This window comes from Pseudomonas sp. MH9.2, assembly GCF_034353875.1.
In the GTDB taxonomy this organism is placed as follows: Bacteria; Pseudomonadota; Gammaproteobacteria; order Pseudomonadales; family Pseudomonadaceae; genus Aquipseudomonas.
Window position 1 is genome coordinate 2,460,303 of record NZ_CP133784.1, and the last position, 21,150, is coordinate 2,481,452.

Genomic DNA, 21,150 nt, shown 5'->3' on the forward strand with positions numbered 1-21,150 from the left:
CCCATCATTCAGGAGATCTTTATGCGCATTCCTTCCCGCATTATCGGCGGCGTTCTGGTCGCTGCCTTACTGACCCAAATGACCGCCTGCGGCAGCATTTTCTTCCCCGACCGCCGTGGACAAATCGACGGCAAGGTCGACCCCCTGGTGATCGGTCTTGATGCCATCGGCCTGTTGTTCTACATCATTCCCGGTTTGATCGCCTTTGGCGTCGACTTTGCCACCGGTGCTATCTATTTGCCCGGCGGCAGCACCGCCCAGGTCAGCCCTAAAAAGCTGCAACCGGCGATCAAGGCTGACGGCAGCGTCGATAACAGCAAACTGCAAGCAATCCTCGAAAAAGAGCTGGGCCGCAGCCTGCCGCTCAATGACCCACGCCTGATCCAGCACCGTGGCAGCGCGCAACAGTTGGCGATGTACGGCCTGCAACCGTCCGCCTGATTTAGGAAAGCACCATGACCCCCCTCCCCGAACACGCGCGCCTGTTGCGTCTGGCGACCCGTGCTTCACTGGCTGTCGCGAGCATCCTGATCGTCACCAAAGGCATTGCCTGGTGGCTGAGTGGCTCGATCAGCCTGCTGGCCGGGTTGACCGACTCGGCGCTCGATGGCGTGGCGTCGTTCCTCAATCTGCTGGCGGTGCATTATGCGTTGCGTCCGGCCGATGACGATCACCGGTACGGCCACGGCAAGGCGGAAGCACTGTCAGGCATTGCCCAGGCGCTGTTCATCGCCACGAGTGCGATGCTGATCGCCTATCAAGCGGTCGAACGGATTCTCCACCCGGAGCCGTTGGGGGCGCCGGGGTTGGGGATTGCGGTGATGGTGTTGTCGATAGTGCTAACGGTGGCACTGCTAATGCTGCAGTACAAGGTCATCCGCGAAACCGGCTCGACCGCCATCCGCGCCGACTCCCTGCATTACCGTTCCGACCTGCTGCTGAACGCCAGTATCCTGCTGGCGCTGATCCTTGCCCTGTTCGGCTGGCAACAACTGGACGCGTATTTTGGTCTGACAATCGCCGTGTACATTTTGTGGAGCGCGGTCCAGATCGCTCGCGAAACCGTGTCGGTGCTCATGGATCAAGAACTACCGCCGGATGTCAGCCAGAGCATGCTGGACATGGCGTGCAGCGTGCCCGGCGTACTGGGCGCCCATGACATACGCACCCGGATATCGGGCAATCATTGGTTCGTTCAGTTGCACCTGGAACTGCCAGGGCATTTGACCCTGTCCGTCGCCCACGCTCTGTGTGACCAAGCAGCCGATGCCATCCAGGAAGCGTTCCCGAAGGCCGAAGTGCTGGTGCACGCCGACCCGCGAGAAGTGCTCGAACCCAGCGTTAGTTGACGCTGTAACCGCGCCCTGCAAGGCAAGCAGCCATCGAACGGCGGTAGATGTCCGCAACCGAGGCCGGAGGCGCATAGGCTGCGGCTGCCGGGTCAAAGTCGCTTTGGTTCACGCCCCACATATGGCACTCGTACATATCCTGCTGTTGCTGCTCGGGACCCTGACCGTTGGCGGGGTAAGCCACGGGATCATAGCCATTGGTTTGCACCTGCTGCGGTGGCGGACCTGGGGCATAGATGGGCTCGATACCCTGCGGCGGAGTGGCGACAACATAGTCCTGAGTCTCCGCCTGATACACGTAATAGGTACCCGCAGCCAGGAAGAACAACGTGCTGCCCAGCCAGACCTCTTGCGAAAACGACGGCAAGCTGCGCACATGAATCCCGTAGGGCGGCGTCACTATCACGTAGCGCGGGCCTTGTGGGCGATACCAGTAACCACCGGAATAAAAGTAATCCTGTCCACGCCAGCCAATACGCGAATGGCTGCTTGGCATACGGTCTATCTCATACCCGGGACGGTACTGCGGGCCTGAGCCCCAACCGTTGCCATGCCCATCGGGCCGGCCTTGCCAATGGTCATTACCAGGTCGCCCGTCGCCACCGCCAGGGCGCGGCGAGTTGCCGCTCTGCCAGTGTTGATTCTGGTTTGAATTGCCCTGACGAGGATTGTCCTGGTAATAACCCTGACGCGGTTGCTGGGTTTGCCGCACCTCGTCGGGGCGACTCTGGATGGGCAGGCGCTGTTGCTGCTCACGTTGTTGATCCTGCTGACGCTGTTGGTCTTGCTGCTGGCGCTGTTGTTGCTGTACTTGCTGCTGCCGCTGTTGGTCTTGCTGCTGGCGCTGTTGTTGCTGTACCTGCTGCTGACGCTGTTGGTCTTGCTGCTGGCGCTGTTGTTGCTGTACTTGCTGCTGACGTTGTTGGTCTTGCTGCTGGCGCTGTTGCTGCTGTACCTGCTGCTGACGTTGCTGGTCTTGCTGCTGGCGCTGTTGCTGCTGTACCTGCTGCTGACGTTGTTGGTCTTGCTGCTGGCGCTGCTCTTGCCCGAATTCTGGGCGGCCCTGGCCCGAATTGCCCGGACGCTCATGATTCTCGCCGTTACGGCCGTTATCGTTTTGGTTCGGCCCTGAATCATTTCGTTCGTCCGCCAGCACCTGAGCGTTGACACTCAAACACAGCAAACTTACACCTGCCAAACGCCAGATGCGCGATTTCATGCTTTCCTCACTATGGTGCAAATGCCCATTGATAAAACTGCTTTTTGGATGCGCCAGAAGCAGCACTTTAACAGCCCATTCGACATGTGGCGGACGCTTTTGGCTAAAGGTCGCGCACATAAAAAAAGGGAGCCAGTGATGGCCCCCTCCGGGAATTTCGTCCGTGCTCAACGCTTTTGGCGCTGGCTCACCTCACGCCGTCTTCTGGACAGTGTGTAGCCCGGGGGCCTGCCCAACCCTGTGGGGTTGGCGGCCGCGGCTGACCTGATTCGGAGAGCCGCGCTGGACGCTATGTCCGGGCAGTGATTCTGGTGTTAAGAATAGGCTTGAGGCAGCAGCAGAGGATTGCGAATATTGCTCAATAAAACATGACTTGCGCAATTTTTAACTTCAGATAGATAATTCAGCGCAATAGATATTATAAAGGGGCATTTAGTGAGCAAACTCGACAGATATGACCTGAACATATTGGCTGAGCTGCAACGTGACGCGCGCATCTCCAACCAGGAACTGGCCGAACGCATCGGCTTGTCGCCATCACCGTGCTCACGACGGGTCAAACAGCTGGAAGACGACGGCTATATTTCCCGCCAGGTTGCGCTGCTAGACCGCAAAAAGCTGGGCCTGAACCTGACCGCCTATGTGCTGATCGGCATGGATCGACACACGCCCGAGCGTTTCGAGCATTTCGAGCAGCAGATTCGCACCCTGCCTCAGGTACTCGAATGCAGTCTGGTGACCGGGATGGACGCTGACTATCAGCTGAAAGTCGTAGTGCCAGACATGGATCATTATCAGAAACTGCTGCTGGGCCATCTGACCCGTATCGACGGCGTCACCAGCGTGCGCTCGAGCTTTGTACTCAATCAGGTGCTGGCCAGTACGGAACTACCGTTGACGCACCTGCGCGGTTAAGCCTCACGCAGCGCCCCGGACTTTCCCGTATAATCGTCGCCCCATTGCCATCCGGTTGGAGATTAATGATGGATATCGATCCTGCGCTATTTGAAGAGTGGATGATGACGATCCTGGTCACCATCCTCGTCGGCTTCATGGGTTTCATCGTCTGGGATCTGGCGAAGAAGTCCAAGGCTGGCAAGTTCGGCACCTTTATTCTGTTCTTCGCACTCGGACTGGGTATCTTCGCCTTTGTGGTCAAAAGCGTTGTGATCGCGTTTATTGAAGCCTGACCGGACAGTCGATCAGCAACAAACCACGCCTCAGAGCGACGCCGGCACTTCCCGCCACTGCCCTTGATCCAGCCCTTCTATAGTCCAGTCGCCGATGCGCACGCGCACCAGCCGCAGGGTTGGCAAGCCGACTGCCGCAGTCATGCGCCGAACCTGACGGTTGCGACCTTCCTTGATCACCAACTCCAGCCAACTGGTCGGTATGCTCTGGCGAAAGCGCACCGGCGGATTGCGCGGCCAAAGCTCAGGCTCGTCCAACTGCCGCGCTTGTGCAGGCAAGGTCGGGCCATCGTTCAGTTCGACACCCTCACGCAAACGCTGCAACTGCTCAGCCGTCGGCTCGCCTTCGACCTGGACCCAGTAGGTCTTCGGCAGCTTGTGTTTGGGATCGGCAATACGCGCCTGTAGCTGACCGTCGTTGGTCAGCAGCAACAAGCCTTCGCTGTCACGGTCCAGTCGCCCAGCCGGGTACACGCCCGGGATCGCAATGAAGTCCTTGAGTGTCGCCCGCCCTTCTCCGTCGCTGAATTGCGTCAGCACATCAAACGGTTTGTTGAACAGGATCAGTTTGGGTTCGGCGGGCGGGGCTTTGGCCACGCGCCGGGTACTCCCTGAGTTGTTGGCGGCAGGACGGCGGGACACTGGGCGTTGGGTGCGGGACATGACGATTCAATATTCGAAAACAGAAAGGGCCACTTTAGTGGCCCTTTCTGTAAATGACTAACCTAACCGATCAATTAACGGAACGGCGGCTCATCGAAGCTGCGCAGTTTGCGTGAGTGCAGCGAGTTGAGTTCGGTGCGCAGCAGGTCCAAGGCGGCGATACCGATTTTCAAATGCTGACTGACCGCACGCTCGTAGAAAGCGTTGGCTGCACCCGGCAGTTTGATTTCACTGTGCAGCGGCTTGTCCGACACACACAGCAGCGTGCCGTAGGGCACCCGCAAGCGATAACCCTGGGCGGCAATCGTGCCGCTTTCCATGTCGACCGCAACCGCCCGTGAGAGGTTGATCAGCGGACGTTCCTGCGCCCAGCGCAATTCCCAATTGCGGTCGTCGTAGGTCAGCACGGTGCCGGTCCGCAAACGCTTCTTCAGTTCATCGCCGCGCTCGCCAGTGACTTGTGCTGCCGCTTCCTGCAACGCGACCTGCACTTCAGCCAGTGCCGGAATCGGGATATTCGGCGGCACGACCCGGTCGAGAATACCGTCGCGGCGCATATACGCATGAGCCAGCACGTAGTCGCCGATGGTTTGCGATTGGCGCAAGCCGCCGCAGTGACCGATCATCAACCAGCAATGCGGGCGCAGTACGGCCAAGTGGTCAGTGATGTTTTTCGCGTTGGACGGGCCGACGCCGATGTTGACCAGGGTTACGCCATGACCGTCGGTCGCTATCAAGTGATAGGCCGGCATCTGGTAGCGGTGCCAGACCACGCCCGCGACGATGGCCTGCGCCTCGCCGTGATCCATGCCTTTGTCGACAACCACGTTGCCTGGCAAGACCATACGCACGAAGCGCGGGTCGTCGCGCAGTTTTTCCAGGCCATGGACGATGAACTGGTCGACATAGCGGTGGTAGTTGGTCAGCAGAATCCACGGCTGCACATGACGCCAGTCGCTGCCGGTGTAATGCACCAGTCGGCGCAGGGAAAAGTCCACCCGCGCGGCATCGAACAGCGCCAGGGGCAACGGGTCGGTGTTGGCCCAATCGTACAGACCGTCGGCAATACCATCGGTCGCAGCGGACAAGTCAGTGCTCGGGAATACCCGCGCCAGCGCTGCAGCAGTGACGCCGGAGCCGGCCAGTTCATCGCCCTGCTCGACCACGTACGGATAAGGAATGTTCTGCTCGCTGACGCCCACTTCCACCGTGATGGTGAAGTCGTTCATCAACGGCACCAATTGCTCGAGCAAATAGTTACGAAACGCCGACGGATGGGTCACGGTGACACTGTAGGTGCCCGGCAACTGGACCTTGGCGTAGGCCCGAGTCGTCAGTGGCACTTCGCCCTGGCACAGATACGTCAGGCGCAATTCCGGGTAGTGGAACAGTTCACGCTCAGCCGCATCCGGCTCGACCCGATCTTTGAGATAGCGCTTGAGCGCCTGACTCAGCGCCCTGGTTGCGCGCTCATGCAGTACAGCAAGCCGGTCCACGGCTTGCTCGGCGGTTTCAACGACAATAAAAGCTTCGGTCACGGTACGCATCCTGTCTGATCTTGCAGACTTGTATCTTGCCTGCATCGTCGGACTAAGGCACTAAGGGCTTTGATGGACAACACGCAAAACCCTGTAGCGGCTACGCTGGATCACCCCACCTGCGGCGACGACCTTGCCACCAGCGCCTCGACATCAATCCCTCGCGGCAACGTGCCATACACCCGGCCCGAGGCTGCCAGTCGACTGGCGATGAACCCGTCGCTGACGCTGGCATTGCCGGCTTCCAGCAAGAGCTTGGCTTGCAGCCCTATGGCGATGTCTTCAGTCAGTTGTCGTGCGCGGTACTGGATGTCAGCGGTGTCCTTGAACGCCGCTTTAAGGTGCTCGATGTGCGCAGCCAACCGTTTGTCGCCGTGGCCATCGCCCAGCTCGTCAAACAACGCATCCAGCACACCGGGTTCTTTGGACAGCGCACGCAGGACGTCCAGGCATTGCACATTGCCAGAGCCTTCCCACGTCGAGTTGACCGGCGCCTCACGGTACAGGCGCGGCAAAATGCTCTCTTCGACATAACCGGCACCGCCCATGCATTCGGCTGCTTCGTTGATCATTGCCGGGGCGCGCTTGCAGATCCAGTATTTGCCCACGGCCGTGACCAATCGGGCGAAGCGTCCTTCTTGCGAGTCTTGCAGATGGTCCAGCGCGCGCCCCATACGCATCGTCAACGCCAGCGCCGCTTCGCTTTCCAGCGCCAGATCGGCCAGGACGTTTTGCATCAACGGCTGCTCGCTGAGCACACGCCCGCCGACGCTGCGATGCGCGCAGTGATGTGCCGCCTGAGTCAGGGCCTGACGCATCAGGGCGCTAGAGCCGACCATGCAATCGAAACGGGTCATGGCCACCATCTCGATAATGGTCGGCACGCCGCGCCCTTCTTCACCGACCATCCAGGCGAGCGCGCCTCGGAACTCGACCTCGCTGGAGGCGTTGGACCAGTTGCCCAGTTTGTTCTTCAGGCGCTGGACGTAGAACTGGTTACGACTGTCGTCAGGACGATGGCGCGGCAGCAAGAAGCAGGTCAGTCCTTTATCGGTCTGTGCCAATGTCAGAAACGCATCGCACATCGGCGCCGAACAGAACCACTTATGCCCAACCAACTCATACGCCTGGCCCGGCCCAGTCACACCGACCGGATAAGCCCGCGTGGTGTTGGCGCGCACGTCGGTGCCACCCTGTTTCTCGGTCATCGCCATGCCGATAGTCACACCCGCCTTGTGGCTGATGCCTACATTGCGTGGGTCATATTCGGTGGCAAGGATTTTTGGCAACCAGATCTCAGCCAGATCAGGCTGGATTTTCAGCGCTGGCACACTGGCAAACGTCATGGTCAACGGACAACCACTGCCAGCTTCAGCCTGACTGTGCAGGTAGCTCATGGCCGCACGTGCGACGTGGGCCCCTGGTTGCGGATCAGTCCAGGGCAGAGACGGCAATCCATGCTCGACCGCCGTGCGCATCAGTTCGTGATAAGCCGGATGAAACTCCACCAGATCGATGCGATGCCCGTAGCGGTCATGACTGACGAACACCGGCTTGTTCTGATTGGCAAGGAACCCGGCCGCCATCAACGGCCCTCCGGCCAGCGCGCCGTAGGTGTCGATCCTCGACTGCGCCCAACCGGCATCGTAACGCTGCGACCACTCTTGCAGGGGCAGGTCGATGCGGTACAAATTGATGCCGTCCAGTGAAGGCGGCTGGTTGGTGACCTCATGGGTCTCGGCGAACTGATGCAGGTTCATTCCTGAGCGCTCCTGTCTTCGCGGACGTGCCAAAGGACACGCCCATGAAACTCAGTGAATCACGCACACAACCCTATAAAAAGTGACATATCCGACTAAATGCCGGCGCTTTCACCCTGCAATTCATCTCAACTTGCTCACCACTGGCCGTGAATAACTGCTGATCCGCACTGCGGCGCCTCTACTTCGCGCTGAAGTTCAACCCGGAGCCTGAAGCAGCTGCCCCGCCCCGGCTCGGACTCATGACTCAAACGGCCGCCCATCCGCTCGACCAATTGCCGGCAGATCGCCAGGCCAATGCCCAAGCCACCGTATTCGCGGGTTATGGAGCCATCGACTTGGAAAAAAGTCTGATACAAGGTCGCCTCATCCAGCCGATGAAAACCAATGCCGGTGTCGATCACTTCAATCAACAAGCTCAGGGTTGCCACATCGTCAGACTGACCCGTCACCCGAACCATGATCGCCCCAGTCTTGGTGAATTTTATCGCGTTATCCAGCAGGCACCCGACGCATTGCTGCAATTTGCCGACATCGCCGAGCACGTTATCAGGCAGCTGCTCATCCAGTTCAATGGCGAAATCCAGGTGCCTATCCTCTGCCAGGCTGGCGTACTGGCCATGCACGCTGGAGAGCAATTGACGCAAACTGAAGGGGCTATTTACCGCGCAAAGCCTGCCGGCCTGCAATTCAGTCAACGTCAAAATCCCATTGATCATACCCATCATGTCTTGGGCAGAGTCGGCAGCGGTCTGTTGATAGAACGTCAGTTCGCTGTCCATCGGTACCGTTTGCATCAATTCCAACGAACCGATCACCCCATTCATTGGCGTACGCAGCTCATGGGTGAGCGTGGCAAGAAACTCGTCCTTCAACCGGTTACTGGTGGCCAACTGCTGATTCAAACGTTCAAGGCTTTGCCCCGCTTCAAAGAGGGTCTGCGCCTGTTGATCCCGCATCATGTTGATTCGGTCAGCCAAGGCCAGCGACAGCAGCGCCACTTCCAGTACCGAGCCGATCTGACTGGAATACATGGTCAGGAAGTTATTGGGCAAATAGCCGAGCAGCATGAACGCATTGATCAGGCCTCCGGTGAGAAACACCGACCAGGCAATGACGAAGTAGCGCGCAACACGCAACCCGTGCAGCCAGGCAGTGATGCCGGTGGCGACCATCACCAGGGTAAACAGCAGCACCAATGCCGTTGCCAGTCGCAGCGCCAAACCGTAGCCGGTAGCCACCGCCAGGACCATGACCACCGAGGCAAAAGCTATCATCAACACGAGCAAGCGATCAAGCCAGCGGCCCCAGACGGGCGTCTGTAAAAAGTGCCGAGAGAACTGACTGGCGAATAACACCGACGCGCCCACCAGAAACGGGGTTGCCGCATTCGCCCACCACGGATTGTTCGGCCACAAGAACTCGATGCCCGCGCCATTCACCGAAATCTGATACAGCCCGAACGAGGCGATATAAAGGATGTAGTACAGGTAACTGGTGTCGCGCACGCTGAGGTAGATGAACAGGTTGTAGACCAACATCCCCAGCAACATGCCGTAAATCAGACCCAACACATAGATGCGCGCAGGTTGCGCTGCGATATAGGCGTGGCTGGACCAGAGGGCGAGTGGCGCCTGGATCGAGCCTTGGCTGGTCAGGCGCAGGTACACCGTCTGCACTTGATTGGCCGGCAGGTCGAGTGCAAAGAGGTAGTTATTCTGTTCAATCTGGCGACTGGAGAAAGGCAGCATATCCCCAGTCTGCCAAGCCACCCGAAAGCGACCAGAAGCGTCGGCGGTGAAGAGGTCGACGTGGTCCATGGGTGGATAGGCCAGCTCCAGCAGCCAATCCCGCTGAACGTCTGGACGTTTGGGGCGAAACTGCAGGTCCAGCTTCAGCCAGAACGCCGAACGTGAATAGCCCGCATTGAGGGTGTCGGCATCCAGCCCACGAAAGAGCGCAGCCGTGGCCGGAGCGCTGACCTCATCGATGGTCGCCTCGCCCGTTACATCTTCGAACACCTGCACCGCCCGCCCTAAAGGCAAGGTACCGGTATCCTCGTCAAACTCGATGGCGCTGGCAAAAAGAGGCACCCAGGCGACCAGCATTATCAGCAAATAGCGCATACAACCCCAGCATGGCCTGTCCGGCTGATCGCAAAGCCCCCTCTCCCTGTGAGACACCGTCAACCTGCAGGTCCTGTTATTAGTATTGAACACGTCAAGGCACGGCTTCATACCCGCGGTCCATTGTGCGTGAGACGGTGTTTTTTGCAAATGTGCTTAGTCGTCCGCAACTGAAGGCACTGTTGCCTCGGTGAGGCTGGCGTGAGCATAGCGGTGAATGACCATGAGGCACCACTCTTTTAATTAAACAAAAGGCTCTATTCCGGGCCTTTCAGGAGAATACGCGCGCAACCGTCGACGTATTCGAGCCATTCAAACAAGCGACGGTCCGGTTCAGCTGTATGAAAAATCCGACACCGGCTAGCGGCTCCGGAAAAAGTTTGGTGGTAAGCTCGCGCACCATGAATACCTATAGCTCCCGCCCCGTTGTCCTCTGTCTCTCCGGCCACGATCCTAGTGGTGGTGCCGGCCTGCAGGCAGATATCGAAGCCCTTCTCGCTCAAGGCTGCCATGCCGCACCGGCAATCACCGCCCTGACCGTGCAAGACACCGTCAATGTCAGCAATTTCCGGGTCCTGGACCGCGAGTGGGTGTTGGCACAAGCCAACGCCGTGCTCAACGACTCGACCGTGGCCGCCGTCAAGCTGGGCATGCTCGGCTCGCTGGAGATGGTCGACACCGTTGTCGAACTGCTCCTGGCGCATCCGCATTTACCCCTGGTCTGCGACCCGGTGCTGCGTGCCGGCGGTGGCGGTCGTCTGGGCAAGGACGAAGTCGGTTACGCCATGCGCGAACGACTGCTGCCACTGGCCACCATCGCGACCCCAAACTTGCCTGAAGCGCGCATCCTTGCCGAACTGCCCGAAGGCACCGCCGATGAATGCGCGGAAAAGCTTCTGCCCTTTTGCCAGCACCTGCTGATCACTGGCGGTCACGGTGACGAAGAACTTATCCACAACCGCCTGTACATCCGCAACGGCGAAACCCGTACGTTCACCTGCCAACGCCTGCCCGGCAGCTACCACGGTTCTGGCTGCACATTGGCCAGTGCACTGGCCGGACGCCTGGCATTGGGGGAACATCTGGTGAGCGCCGTGCAAACGGCGCTCACCTATACTTGGCGTACGTTGCGCGATGCCGAGCAGTTGGGCAAAGGCCAATACGTGCCGCGACGTCTGCCCCTTGATTTCTGCTCGTAAGACCCTGTTTGCCCGTAATGCCGCGCCATGAGGTTTGACCGATGAAACTACGTGGCTTGTACGCCATTACCGACAGCCAACTGCTGGCTGGCAAGTTCCTGTCTTACGTCGAGGCCGCCCTTGAGGGCGGCGTCACTCTGTTGCAGTACCGCGACAAAAGCACCGACGAAACCCGTCGTTTGCGCGAAGCCGACACCCTGCTCAGGCTGTGCGAGCGCTACAACACCAAACTCATCATCAACGATGATGCCGAGCTGGCTGCGCGCCTCGGCGTCGGCGTGCATTTGGGCCAGACTGACGGCTCGATGCCGGTTGCACGTGCCCTGTTACGGCACAAAGCGATCATCGGCGCGACCTGCCATGGCCAACTGGAGCTGGCTGAAAAAGCCAAAGCCGACGGCGCCAGCTACGTCGCGTTCGGGCGTTTCTTCAATTCCAACACCAAACCCGGCGCGCCCACTGCAACCCTTGATCTGCTGGACCAGGCTCGCGCCCGCCTCCATCTGCCGATTGCGGTCATTGGCGGAATCACCCTGGAGAATGCCGCGCCACTGGTGGCCCACGGTGCCGACCTGCTGGCGGTGGTCCACGGCCTGTTCGGCGCGGACAACACCCAGGAAGTCACCCGACGCGCCCGCGCATTCAACGCTTTGTTCAAAACCGCCTGACGCCGATTCAGACCTTTTTCCGATTCAAATAGAGACCCGACCATGTCCCGTTCTGAAATCCTGTTCGCCAACGCCCAAAAACACATCCCTGGCGGTGTCAACTCGCCGGTTCGTGCCTTCAAAAGCGTGGGCGGCACGCCGTTGTTCTTCAAGCACGCTGTCGGCGCCTACGTGACCGACGAAGACGATAAGCGTTATGTTGATTACGTCGGCTCCTGGGGCCCGATGATTCTCGGCCACAGCCACCCGGACGTGCTTGATGCCGTGCGCAAGCAACTGGAACACGGCTTGTCCTACGGTGCCCCAACGGCCATGGAAACCGAGATGGCCGATCTGGTCTGCGCCATCGTGCCGTCGATGGAAATGGTGCGCATGGTCAGCTCCGGCACCGAAGCGACCATGAGCGCGATTCGTCTGGCCCGAGGTTTCACTGGCCGCGACAGCATCATCAAATTTGAAGGCTGTTACCACGGTCACTCCGACAGCCTGCTGGTCAAGGCCGGCTCCGGCGCGCTGACCCAAGGCGTTCCAAGCTCGGCGGGCGTCCCCGCTGCGTTCGCCAAACACACGCTGACCGCCCCCTTCAACGATATCGACGCGGTCGAGCAACTGCTCAACGAAGTCGGCCAGGAAGTGGCGTGCATCATCGTCGAGCCGGTCGCCGGCAACATGAACTGCGTACCGCCAGCGCCGGGTTTCCTCGAAGGCTTGCGCAGGCTCTGCGACAAACATGGCGTGGTCCTGATTTTCGACGAAGTGATGACCGGGTTCCGTGTTGCACTGGGCGGCGCGCAAGCGTTTTACGGCGTGAAGCCGGACCTGAGCACCTTCGGCAAGATCATCGGTGGCGGTATGCCGGTCGGCTGTTTTGGCGGCAAACGCGAAATCATGTCGCACATCGCGCCGCTGGGCCCGGTCTATCAGGCGGGCACTCTGTCAGGCAACCCGCTGGCCATGGCTGCAGGTCTGGCGACTTTGCGCCTGATCAGCCGTCCAGGCTTCCATGACGAACTCAGCAGCTTCACCAGCCGCCTGCTCGATGGCCTGCAACAACGCGCCAACGCTGCAGGCATTCCGTTCGTGACCACTCAGGCGGGCGGCATGTTTGGCCTGTACTTCAGCGGTGCTGACGACATCGTCACCTTCAAGGACGTGATGACCAGCGATGCCGAGCGCTTCAAGCGCTTCTTCCACCTGATGCTCGAAGGCGGTGTATACCTGGCACCGAGCGCATTCGAGGCCGGCTTCACCTCCATCGCCCACGGCGACACTGAACTGCAACTGACCCTCGATGCTGCTGAAAAAGCGTTTGCCGCATTGAAATAAGCCTCAGCCAATCTCCTGTAGGAGCTGCCAAAACGCGGTTTTCTGGAAGAATCTTGATACCGGTTTTCGACCGTTTCACGGTCGATCGCGGGCAAGCGCGCTCCTACAAGGGGATTTATGGGGGCTTGATCGGCCTTTTCCCTCGCAAAATCAGGCACATCAAGCCCGCGCAGCAGAAAAGCTGTAAAGACTTTGTAAGGTTGGCCCTGCTTATTTCATAATGTGCCGCCAGCACGTTCCGCTGGACGGGTACGCCCGCACCTTTTCAGAGGCAAGTCGATTCCCATGAACCGCACCGGCCGGGCCCTTGCTTTGGGCTGCCTGTTGCTTCTTCATCCCCTGCTGGCGAATGCAGGCGGCAACTCGTTGTTAATCCCAGCGGTGGGTCGTTGCACCCTCAATACCCAGCCAGATAATCTGCCTGAGGCGTTGGCGGCATGCCAAAAAGCTGCGCAAGCCGGGGATGCACAAGCACAATTCGAGTTGGGCGAGTTTTACTACGACGGCAAAAACGCACCGCGTGATCTCATCCAGGCACTGAACTACTTTGAGCAGGCCTCGCTGCAAGGCCATGCCCAGGCGCAATACCGGCTGGGTTTGATGTTTTATCGGGGCGAAGGCGTACAAGCCAATAACATTCAGGCTTATATCGTGCTGAAGATGGCGGCGGTCAATGGTGCCGAGGACGCGCTGGATACGGCCGATGAAGTATCTGCACAGATGCAGCGCGATGAGCTGGAAATCGCAACCCAGGTACTGGGACAGATTTTCCGCAATTACCTGCTGGAGTTGCAATCAGCGGAAGGTCGTACGCCGTTCGCGCCATTGCCCTGAGTCACTGATTCAATCCTTGAACCCTGAACCGCCTCTTACTTGTCCGGCATCGGCATCGGGAATGGCATTACATTGCTGGTGCCCCGGGCCTCGCTGATCTTCGCCGTGCCCATGCGCTCGACCTCATCAATGCGCACAATCGAATGCATCGGCACGAAACTGCGCACCACACCTTCGAACTGAGCCTTGAGTTTCTCTTCGCTCGGGTCCACGACCACGGTCGTGCGCTCGCCAAAGACGAACTCTTCCACCTCCAGAAAACCCCACAAATCGCTTTGATAGATTTGCTTGGCGTACATTTCGAACACCTGGCCCTGGTTGAGGAAAATCACCTTGTAAATTGGAGCATCACGTTTGGTCATAACGGCAGGTAACAATCGGGGGATATAAAAGAGGGCGCAAACTATAGCATGTCCACTGGACAGGCAACGCTAGGAACCGAAGGCCGGCGCCACTATAATGCGCGGTTCTTCGAATCACCTGATGATCACGCATGGCCAAGAAGCTTTATATCGAAACCCACGGTTGCCAAATGAACGAGTACGACAGCTCGCGCATGGTCGATCTGCTGGGCGAACATCAAGCCCTGGAAGTCACTGCTCGCGCAGAAGATGCCGACGTCATCCTGCTCAATACCTGCTCGATCCGCGAACGTGCCCAGGACCGGGTTTACTCCCAGCTAGGCCGTTGGCGCGAACTGAAACTGGCCAAACCGGACATGGTGATCGCCGTCGGCGGTTGCGTGGCCAGCCAGGAAGGCGCAGCGATTCGTGATCGCGCGCCCTACGTGGATGTGGTCTTCGGCCCACAGACCCTGCACCGTTTGCCGGAAATGATCGACGCCGCGCGCACCACACGCCTGCCTCAGGTCGATGTGTCGTTCCCGGAAATCGAAAAATTCGACCACCTGCCCGAGCCTCGCGTCGATGGACCGAGTGCCTATGTGTCGGTAATGGAAGGTTGCAGCAAATACTGCACCTTCTGCGTGGTGCCCTACACCCGAGGCGAAGAAGTCAGCCGTCCGTTCGATGGGGTTGTTGCCGAAGTCATGCACCTGGCCGAAAACGGCGTGCGAGAAGTGACGCTTCTGGGGCAGAACGTCAACGGCTATCGTGGCGCGATGCACGACGGGCGCGTGGCCGATCTGGCCGAGTTGATCCGAGTGGTCGCGGCAATCGACGGCATCGACCGTATTCGCTACACCACCTCGCACCCGCTGGAATTTTCCGACAGCCTGATCCTGGCCCACGCTGAAGTGCCCGAGCTGGTCAAACACCTGCACTTGCCGGTGCAATCGGGCTCCGACAGGATTTTGTCGGCGATGAAGCGCAATCACACCACCCTCGAATACAAATCCAAGCTGCGCAAATTGCGGGCCGCGGTACCGGGCATCAGCATCAGTTCGGACTTCATCGTCGGCTTCCCTGGCGAGACCGAAAAAGATTTCGAGCAGACCATGAAGCTGATCGAAGACGTGGGTTTCGACTTTTCGTTTTCCTTCGTCTACAGCCCACGACCGGGTACGCCTGCGGCCGACTTGAAAGATGAAACCCCTGAAACGCTGAAAAAACAGCGCCTGGCAGCCTTGCAGCATCGCCTGAATCAGCAGGGTTTCGAGATCAGCCGACAGATGGTGGGCAGTACTCAGCGAATCCTGGTGACCGATTACTCGAAAAAAGACCCTGGCGAGTTGCAGGGTCGCACCGAGAATAATCGAATCGTCAACTTCCGCTGCGACAATCCCAAGCTGATCGGTCAGTTCGCCGACGTCTATATCGACGACGCACAGCCGCACTCGCTACGGGGGTCATTGTTGCAATAAGCCGACGCACACAACTTTGTAGGCGCTGGCTTGCCTGCGACAAGGTCGGTACGACCTTCCGGCGGTGGTGAGTTCAACGAATCTGCGACTGCTTCGCAGCTGATCGCGGGCAAGCCCGGTCCTATAGTTTTGCGGTGCGCGTTAATCGACCCAACCACCATTAGTAAGTCAGAGCTTTCGTACCTAAGTGAGTGGGGTTATCCTTGATCCCATCTCCATTGCCATAGGGCGGCTAAAAACGACCTTGAACGCACCCATAGCACCTCATCGTTTCATCCTCGAACCTTTTGAGGCCCATCGCTTCGCAAATCTGTGCGGGCAGCTCGACGAGCATTTGCGCTTGATCGAACAACGCCTGGATATCGAAATCCGCAATCGCGGTAATCAATTCGAATTGATTGGCGAACTTAAACACACCACTTCTGCCGAAAACCTGCTGCGCCGTCTGTACCGGGAAACCCAAGGTACGGATCTGTCGCCAGACATGGTTCACCTGTTCCTCCAGGAATCGGGCGTAGACGAACTGGACAACCACCCTGCTGCCGAAGTCGGCGTAGCCTTGCGCACGAAAAAGGGCATGATTCGCCCGCGCGGCTTGAATCAGCAGCGTTACGTCAAAGAGATTCTGAGCAACGACATCAACTTCGGCATCGGCCCTGCAGGTACAGGCAAGACTTATCTTGCGGTTGCCTGCGCGGTGGACGCACTGGAGCGCGAGCAGATTCGACGCATCCTGCTGGTGCGCCCGGCGGTCGAAGCGGGCGAAAAGCTCGGCTTCCTGCCCGGCGATCTGGCACAGAAAATCGACCCGTACCTGCGCCCGTTGTATGACGCGCTGTATGAAATGCTCGGTTTCGAATACGTCGCCAAGCTGATCGAACGTCAGGTGATCGAAGTTGCGCCGCTGGCCTACATGCGCGGTCGCACGCTCAATAACTGCTTCATCATTCTCGACGAAAGCCAGAACACCACCGTCGAACAGATGAAGATGTTCCTGACCCGCATCGGCTTCGGCTCCACGGCCGTCATCACCGGCGACATCACTCAGGTCGACTTGCCCAAGGGCACCAAGTCGGGTCTGAACCATGTCATCGATGTGTTGAAAGACGTGCCGGGCATCAGCTTCACCCACTTCAAGCCCAAGGATGTGGTACGCCACCCGTTGGTGCAGCGCATTGTCGAGGCCTATGAGCGCTTCGAAGATCGCTTCAGCGACGAGCCGCCGGCCAGAGCCTCCTCCAACAGGGACAATCGCCGCGATGCTTGAGCTGGACCTGCAACTTGCCAGTGAAGCGCCTGCCCCTAACGAAAACCAGTTCCGCCAATGGTGTGAACTGGCATTACGTCAACGCAGCGCTGATTCGGAGCTGACCATTCGCCTGGTCGACGAAGCTGAAGGCCGCGAACTCAATCACACCTGGCGCCACAAGGACTACGCGACCAACGTGTTGTCCTTTCCCGCCGATGTGCCTGACGAGTTCCTGGATATTCCGCTGCTCGGCGATCTGGTGATTTGTGTACCTGTGGTGGTTCGCGAAGCGGCCGAACAGGGCAAGACACTCGACGCCCACTGGGCGCATCTCGTCATTCACGGCTGCCTGCATCTGCTGGGTTACGACCACATAGACGATGCCGAAGCCGAAGAAATGGAAGCACTGGAACGAACGTTGCTTGAGGAACTGGGCTACCCCGATCCTTACGCCGACGACGAAACCACTGACCATCATCATCCAGAGACAACCAGCAAGGACCACGAGTAAGGGCTATGAGCGAAGACCGATCGAGCACCGGGCAAAAGTCATGGCTGGGGAAAATCACCCAAGCTTTTGCCCACGAGCCGAAAAACCGCCAGGAGCTGCTTGAACTCCTGCGCGAAGCCCACCAGAACAAGCTATTGGACAGCGAAGCGCTGGCCATCGTCGAAGGCGCCATTCAAGTGGCTGACCTGCAAGTGCGCGACATCATGGTGCCGCGTTCGCAGATGATCAGCATCAAGGCGACCCAGACCCCTCGTGAGTTTCTCCCAGCCGTCATCGACGCCGCGCACTCGCGCTATCCGGTGATCGGCGAAAGCCACGATGACGTTCTCGGGGTGTTGCTCGCCAAGGACTTGCTGCCGCTGATCCTCAAGGAAAACGGCGAAAACGAAAGCATCACCAACCTGCTGCGCCCGGCGACGTTCGTGCCTGAGTCCAAGCGTCTGAACGTGCTGCTGCGTGAGTTCCGCGCCAACCACAACCACATGGCCATCGTCATCGACGAATACGGCGGCGTGGCCGGTCTGGTGACCATCGAAGACGTGTTGGAACAGATCGTCGGCGATATCGAGGACGAACACGATGTCGAGGAAGACAGCTATATCAAACCGCTGCCCAGCGGCGACTTCCTGGTCAAGGCCCTGACCCCCATCGACAGCTTCAACGAGTTCTTCGACAGCGAGTTCTCCGACGATGAATTCGATACGGTTGGCGGTCTGGTGATGAGTGCGTTCGGTCACTTGCCAAAGCGCAATGAAACCACGGAAATCGGTGCGTATCGCTTCCGTATCCTCAATGCCGACAGCCGTCGCATCCACTTGTTACGCTTGAGTCCCATCTCCCGCTAAGGAATGTAAATGCGCTGGATCACCCGCCCCGGCTGGCCCGGTAACCTGCTGGCCATGGCGGCCGGCGCGATTACCACCCTGGCCCTGGCGCCTTTTGATATCTGGCCATTGGCCCTCGTATCACTGGTCGTTTTTTACCTTGGTTTGCGTGAAGTGAATCCCCGCCAGGCCTTGGGCCGTGGCTGGTGCTATGGCTTCGGCTTGTTCGGCGCAGGCACCAGCTGGATCTACGTCAGCATCCACACCTATGGCGAAGCGTCGGCGCTGCTGGCCGGTTTTCTGATGCTGGCGTTCATCGCAGCCATCGCCCTGTTCTTCGCCCTGCCCGCCTGGATCTGGACGCGCTGGATTCGGCGCAATGAAGCGCCGCTGGCCGATGCCCTGGCCTTCGCCGCGCTGTGGCTGGCCCAGGAAGCCTTTCGCGGCTGGTTCCTGACCGGATTCCCTTGGCTTTACTCCGGCTACAGCCAGCTTGACGGCCCTCTGTCCGGCCTTGCCCCGATGGGCGGTATGTGGCTGGTCTCCTTTACCCTGGCGCTGACCGCCGCCCTGCTGTGCAACCTGCCACGGCTGCGGGCGCGCAAAGCGTTTCTCGGTGCTGGCGTGCTGCTGTTATTGGCACCATGGGCACTGAGCCTTGCCCTGAAAAACCACGAATGGACCTCACCGGCGGGCCCACCATTGAGCGTTGCAGCGATTCAGGGCAACGTTGAACAAAGCATGAAGTGGGACCCGGCGCAGTTAAACGCACAATTGGCCCTCTACCGCGACATGACGTTCCGTTCCAGACGTGCGGACCTGATCATCTGGCCAGAGACTGCGATTCCGGTGCTGAAGGAGTCGGCGGAAGGCTTCCTTACAATGCTGGGCAGATTTGCGGCTGATCGCGACTCTGCACTGATCACCGGCGTGCCGCTTCGCCAGCGAGGCGGACACGGCGAGTACCACTACTACAACGCGATCACCGTGGCCGGCGAGGGTGACGGTACGTACCTGAAGCAGAAGCTGGTGCCGTTTGGTGAATATGTACCCTTGCAGGACCTTCTGCGCGGACTGATCACCTTCTTCAATCTGCCGATGTCGGACTTTGCTCGCGGACCAAGCGATCAGGCGCTGCTGCAAGCCAAGGGCTACCAAATCGCACCGTACATCTGCTACGAAGTGGTCTACCCCGAGTTCGCCGCTGGCCTGGCCGCCCAAAGCGAATTGCTGCTGACCGTCAGTAATGACACGTGGTTCGGCACCTCAATCGGCCCACTGCAGCATTTGCAGATGGCGCAGATGCGAGCACTTGAGGCTGGGCGCTGGATGATCCGCGCCACCAACAACGGCGTGAGTGGACTAATCAACCCGTTCGGCAAGATCACCGCGACCATCCCGCAGTTCCAGCAGGGGATTTTGTATGGCGACGTAGTGCCGATGCACGAACTGACGCCCTACCTGCGCTGGCGTTCGTGGCCGTTGACGATTTTCTGTGTATTCCTGTTTGGCTGGGCCTTGTTGGCCGGTCGGATTGCCAAGACAGTCTAACGCTCTACGGTGCTCCCACAGCCGAACTGCGCTGTGGGAGTAGATTCATCCGCGAAGGCGTCGTCATGGCCAGGCCGGACCAGAAGCACATCCAGCCCTACCGATACACCAACGGATACATCAACAAACCCACCGCCTCATTGAGCAACAACCCACTCTGCCAAACCGCTTTGCTCTCTGGCAGCCAGCCTTTGAACGGCCGGGCATTGTCTACGCCAACAAACCCCACTGGCGCACTGATCACCGTAAAACCAGCCTGTTCGAAACTCCAGCGCGCCCTTGGCATGTGCCAGGCCTGGGTCACCAGCACCACCCGTTTGATCCCCAACGGTTGCAACACCGCAGCGGTCATCGTGGCGTTTTCCCACGTGGTCCGGCTGAGCCCTTCTTGCCAGCGCACGGTAACGCCAAAGTCATTTTGCAACGAGTCCGCCATGATCGCCGCTTCACTTGGCGGTTCGTCGTAGTGCAGGCCGCCGGTGGTCAAAATCGGCAGCCCTGAGTCTTTCGACAAACGTGCAGCAAAGCGCATGCGTTCAAGTGCCAGGCCGGTAGGGATGTCGCTGCCCCACGTAAGGTCTTTGCGCTCACGCCCGGAACCCAACACAACAATGGCATCGGCCTGTTGCCCAAGGGTCGCCCATTGGGCTTGCGCCAACGGTGGCTCTTGCTCAAGCCCGCGCGCCGCCCACTCCACAGCAATCGGCAGGCTCATCACCCACAACCCGACAAAACCCAGAACGAAGAACAGCCCGGCGAGGCGCGGGCGAGAACGACGAAACCACCAGGCAAGCAAAAGCAGGAGCAAAAGAATGCCCGGCGGCAGGAGCAATTGTTTGAGCAAGTATCGAATAGGCATTGAGCATCTCCAGAGATGCTCAAAGCCTAGAAGGAATAACGCTAAGCAACAATGCTTATCAAGCAGGCCCGCAGCCTGCGCAGGCTAACGTGTAACGGTTGCTGACTATCACAATCACCTGAAAGACAACGATTTAACCTTTGTCGAAACCTTGTCGCGCTTTTTATCCTTCAACCAGATGACCTCGGCTGAACGACGCGGCGTCGAAATCGACCCTTCAAGCTCCGGTGCAGGAGAAGAACTCCTCCACACATCATCAGCCTTAAAACCAAAAGCGCCCGAGTCCAGATAGGCTTCGATCAACTCGAATTCAGCAAGACTCAGACCACGTAATTCCAGATCAACAGGTACTTCATCACGAAGCCAAACTGCTGTTTTGGCCACATCCAGAGCGATCCCCAGACGATTAATCAAGCGGTCGTATAGCTCGGGTTTTACTGCTGTTTGCTGCAACTCTGCCAT

Annotated in this window: 21 protein-coding genes and 1 pseudogene; 14 read left to right on the top strand and 8 right to left on the bottom strand. The window is 58.9% G+C overall.

The window, feature by feature from the left end; all coding sequences use genetic code 11:
- The first annotated feature begins 21 nt into the window (after positions 1-21).
- Entirely contained in the window at positions 22-441 is a 420-nt protein-coding gene (locus tag RHM55_RS11515; RefSeq protein ID WP_322182126.1) for a polyribonucleotide nucleotidyltransferase, read from the top strand.
- A 14-nt stretch (positions 442-455) separates the two neighbouring features.
- Positions 456-1,349: a cation diffusion facilitator family transporter gene (locus RHM55_RS11520; protein WP_322182128.1), complete on the top strand. Its 894-nt coding sequence runs from the start codon at positions 456-458 to the stop codon at positions 1,347-1,349.
- Here the strand turns inward: RHM55_RS11520 and RHM55_RS11525 are convergent.
- The gene (locus RHM55_RS11525) at positions 1,342-2,061 is read right to left on the bottom strand and encodes a DUF6515 family protein (protein ID WP_322182130.1); all 720 of its coding nucleotides are present in this window, start codon (positions 2,059-2,061) and stop codon (positions 1,342-1,344) included. The genes RHM55_RS11520 and RHM55_RS11525 overlap by 8 nt on opposite strands.
- On the opposite strand from RHM55_RS11525, the gene RHM55_RS11530 reads away from it, so the two are divergent.
- The 3 genes from RHM55_RS11530 (at position 2,053) to RHM55_RS11540 (ending at position 3,758) form a co-directional block, all read left to right on the top strand.
- Positions 2,053-2,481 (top strand): hypothetical protein, encoded by a 429-nt coding sequence (locus RHM55_RS11530; protein ID WP_416152010.1) that lies wholly within the window; start codon positions 2,053-2,055, stop codon positions 2,479-2,481. The genes RHM55_RS11525 and RHM55_RS11530 overlap by 9 nt on opposite strands.
- A 522-nt stretch (positions 2,482-3,003) precedes the next feature.
- Positions 3,004-3,483, top strand: a complete 480-nt coding sequence (locus RHM55_RS11535) for an Lrp/AsnC family transcriptional regulator (RefSeq protein WP_219062658.1) — start codon at positions 3,004-3,006, stop codon at positions 3,481-3,483.
- Between the two features lie 74 nt (positions 3,484-3,557).
- A complete protein-coding gene (locus RHM55_RS11540) occupies positions 3,558-3,758 on the top strand; it encodes a DUF2788 domain-containing protein (RefSeq protein WP_219062813.1) in 201 nt (66 codons plus the stop codon).
- A gap of 30 nt (positions 3,759-3,788) precedes the next feature.
- Here the strand turns inward: RHM55_RS11540 and RHM55_RS11545 are convergent, their stop codons facing one another.
- From RHM55_RS11545 to RHM55_RS11560, 4 genes and pseudogenes are all read right to left on the bottom strand, one after another.
- Positions 3,789-4,355: an rRNA large subunit pseudouridine synthase E gene (locus RHM55_RS11545; RefSeq protein ID WP_322182879.1), complete on the bottom strand. Its 567-nt coding sequence runs from the start codon at positions 4,353-4,355 to the stop codon at positions 3,789-3,791.
- 140 nt (positions 4,356-4,495) lie between these two features.
- Positions 4,496-5,968 (bottom strand): AMP nucleosidase, encoded by a 1,473-nt coding sequence (gene amn, locus RHM55_RS11550; protein WP_407074619.1) that lies wholly within the window; start codon positions 5,966-5,968, stop codon positions 4,496-4,498.
- A 101-nt stretch (positions 5,969-6,069) separates the two neighbouring features.
- Positions 6,070-7,719, bottom strand: a complete 1,650-nt coding sequence (locus tag RHM55_RS11555) for an acyl-CoA dehydrogenase family protein (protein ID WP_322182135.1) — start codon at positions 7,717-7,719, stop codon at positions 6,070-6,072.
- Positions 7,720-7,892: 173 nt separating this feature from the next.
- Positions 7,893-9,845, bottom strand: a pseudogene (locus RHM55_RS11560) (7TM diverse intracellular signaling domain-containing protein); the annotation flags it as partial.
- 401 nt (positions 9,846-10,246) lie between these two features.
- Between RHM55_RS11560 and RHM55_RS11565 the strand changes: the two are divergent.
- The 4 genes from RHM55_RS11565 (at position 10,247) to RHM55_RS11580 (ending at position 13,872) form a co-directional block, all read left to right on the top strand.
- Positions 10,247-11,044 (top strand): hydroxymethylpyrimidine/phosphomethylpyrimidine kinase, encoded by a 798-nt coding sequence (locus RHM55_RS11565; protein ID WP_322182137.1) that lies wholly within the window; start codon positions 10,247-10,249, stop codon positions 11,042-11,044.
- 41 nt (positions 11,045-11,085) lie between these two features.
- On the top strand, positions 11,086-11,712 hold the full coding sequence (gene thiE / locus RHM55_RS11570; RefSeq protein WP_322182139.1) for a thiamine phosphate synthase: 627 nt from the start codon (positions 11,086-11,088) through the stop codon (positions 11,710-11,712).
- 42 nt (positions 11,713-11,754) lie between these two features.
- Complete coding sequence (hemL, locus tag RHM55_RS11575) at positions 11,755-13,038, top strand: glutamate-1-semialdehyde 2,1-aminomutase (RefSeq protein ID WP_322182142.1); 1,284 nt, start codon at positions 11,755-11,757, stop codon at positions 13,036-13,038.
- Between the two features lie 285 nt (positions 13,039-13,323).
- Positions 13,324-13,872 carry a tetratricopeptide repeat protein gene (locus tag RHM55_RS11580; RefSeq protein ID WP_322182144.1) on the top strand — a complete coding sequence of 183 codons (549 nt, stop codon included), beginning with the start codon at positions 13,324-13,326 and terminating at the stop codon, positions 13,870-13,872.
- Between the two features lie 35 nt (positions 13,873-13,907).
- On the opposite strand, the gene RHM55_RS11585 is transcribed toward RHM55_RS11580, so the two are convergent.
- Complete coding sequence (locus RHM55_RS11585; RefSeq protein WP_322182146.1) at positions 13,908-14,234, bottom strand: DUF1820 family protein; 327 nt, start codon at positions 14,232-14,234, stop codon at positions 13,908-13,910.
- 131 nt (positions 14,235-14,365) lie between these two features.
- On the opposite strand from RHM55_RS11585, the gene miaB reads away from it, so the two are divergent.
- The 5 genes from miaB (at position 14,366) to lnt (ending at position 19,829) form a co-directional block, all read left to right on the top strand.
- Positions 14,366-15,694 (top strand): tRNA (N6-isopentenyl adenosine(37)-C2)-methylthiotransferase MiaB, encoded by a 1,329-nt coding sequence (gene miaB, locus RHM55_RS11590; RefSeq protein WP_322182148.1) that lies wholly within the window; start codon positions 14,366-14,368, stop codon positions 15,692-15,694.
- A gap of 244 nt (positions 15,695-15,938) precedes the next feature.
- On the top strand, positions 15,939-16,961 hold the full coding sequence (locus RHM55_RS11595; protein WP_219062668.1) for a PhoH family protein: 1,023 nt from the start codon (positions 15,939-15,941) through the stop codon (positions 16,959-16,961).
- The gene (gene ybeY / locus RHM55_RS11600; protein WP_322182152.1) at positions 16,954-17,454 is read left to right on the top strand and encodes an rRNA maturation RNase YbeY; all 501 of its coding nucleotides are present in this window, start codon (positions 16,954-16,956) and stop codon (positions 17,452-17,454) included. The genes RHM55_RS11595 and ybeY overlap by 8 nt, the downstream gene beginning before the upstream one ends.
- A 5-nt stretch (positions 17,455-17,459) precedes the next feature.
- Positions 17,460-18,299 carry an HlyC/CorC family transporter gene (locus RHM55_RS11605; protein ID WP_219062670.1) on the top strand — a complete coding sequence of 280 codons (840 nt, stop codon included), beginning with the start codon at positions 17,460-17,462 and terminating at the stop codon, positions 18,297-18,299.
- 9 nt (positions 18,300-18,308) lie between these two features.
- On the top strand, positions 18,309-19,829 hold the full coding sequence (gene lnt, locus RHM55_RS11610; RefSeq protein ID WP_322182155.1) for an apolipoprotein N-acyltransferase: 1,521 nt from the start codon (positions 18,309-18,311) through the stop codon (positions 19,827-19,829).
- Positions 19,830-19,926: 97 nt separating this feature from the next.
- Here the strand turns inward: lnt and RHM55_RS11615 are convergent, their stop codons facing one another.
- Both RHM55_RS11615 and RHM55_RS11620 read right to left on the bottom strand, forming a co-directional pair.
- Positions 19,927-20,688: a YdcF family protein gene (locus tag RHM55_RS11615; protein ID WP_322182157.1), complete on the bottom strand. Its 762-nt coding sequence runs from the start codon at positions 20,686-20,688 to the stop codon at positions 19,927-19,929.
- Between the two features lie 114 nt (positions 20,689-20,802).
- A complete protein-coding gene (locus RHM55_RS11620) occupies positions 20,803-21,150 on the bottom strand; it encodes a hypothetical protein (RefSeq protein ID WP_322182159.1) in 348 nt (115 codons plus the stop codon).

Bases quoted from the DNA above. Each gene is read 5' to 3' on its own strand.
- RHM55_RS11515 (WP_322182126.1), top strand. From the start codon at position 22: ATGCGCATTCCTTCCCGCATTATCGGCGGCGTTCTGGTCGCTGCCTTA.
- RHM55_RS11520 (WP_322182128.1), top strand. From the start codon at position 456: ATGACCCCCCTCCCCGAACACGCGCGCCTGTTGCGTCTGGCGACCCGT.
- amn (WP_407074619.1), bottom strand. From the start codon at position 5,968: ATGCGTACCGTGACCGAAGCTTTTATTGTCGTTGAAACCGCCGAGCAA.
- RHM55_RS11555 (WP_322182135.1), bottom strand. From the start codon at position 7,719: ATGAACCTGCATCAGTTCGCCGAGACCCATGAGGTCACCAACCAGCCG.
- RHM55_RS11565 (WP_322182137.1), top strand. From the start codon at position 10,247: ATGAATACCTATAGCTCCCGCCCCGTTGTCCTCTGTCTCTCCGGCCAC.
- thiE (WP_322182139.1), top strand. From the start codon at position 11,086: ATGAAACTACGTGGCTTGTACGCCATTACCGACAGCCAACTGCTGGCT.
- hemL (WP_322182142.1), top strand. From the start codon at position 11,755: ATGTCCCGTTCTGAAATCCTGTTCGCCAACGCCCAAAAACACATCCCT.
- RHM55_RS11580 (WP_322182144.1), top strand. From the start codon at position 13,324: ATGAACCGCACCGGCCGGGCCCTTGCTTTGGGCTGCCTGTTGCTTCTT.
- RHM55_RS11585 (WP_322182146.1), bottom strand. From the start codon at position 14,234: ATGACCAAACGTGATGCTCCAATTTACAAGGTGATTTTCCTCAACCAG.
- miaB (WP_322182148.1), top strand. From the start codon at position 14,366: ATGGCCAAGAAGCTTTATATCGAAACCCACGGTTGCCAAATGAACGAG.
- ybeY (WP_322182152.1), top strand. From the start codon at position 16,954: ATGCTTGAGCTGGACCTGCAACTTGCCAGTGAAGCGCCTGCCCCTAAC.
- RHM55_RS11605 (WP_219062670.1), top strand. From the start codon at position 17,460: ATGAGCGAAGACCGATCGAGCACCGGGCAAAAGTCATGGCTGGGGAAA.
- lnt (WP_322182155.1), top strand. From the start codon at position 18,309: ATGCGCTGGATCACCCGCCCCGGCTGGCCCGGTAACCTGCTGGCCATG.
- RHM55_RS11615 (WP_322182157.1), bottom strand. From the start codon at position 20,688: ATGCCTATTCGATACTTGCTCAAACAATTGCTCCTGCCGCCGGGCATT.
- RHM55_RS11620 (WP_322182159.1), bottom strand. From the start codon at position 21,150: ATGGCAGAGTTGCAGCAAACAGCAGTAAAACCCGAGCTATACGACCGC.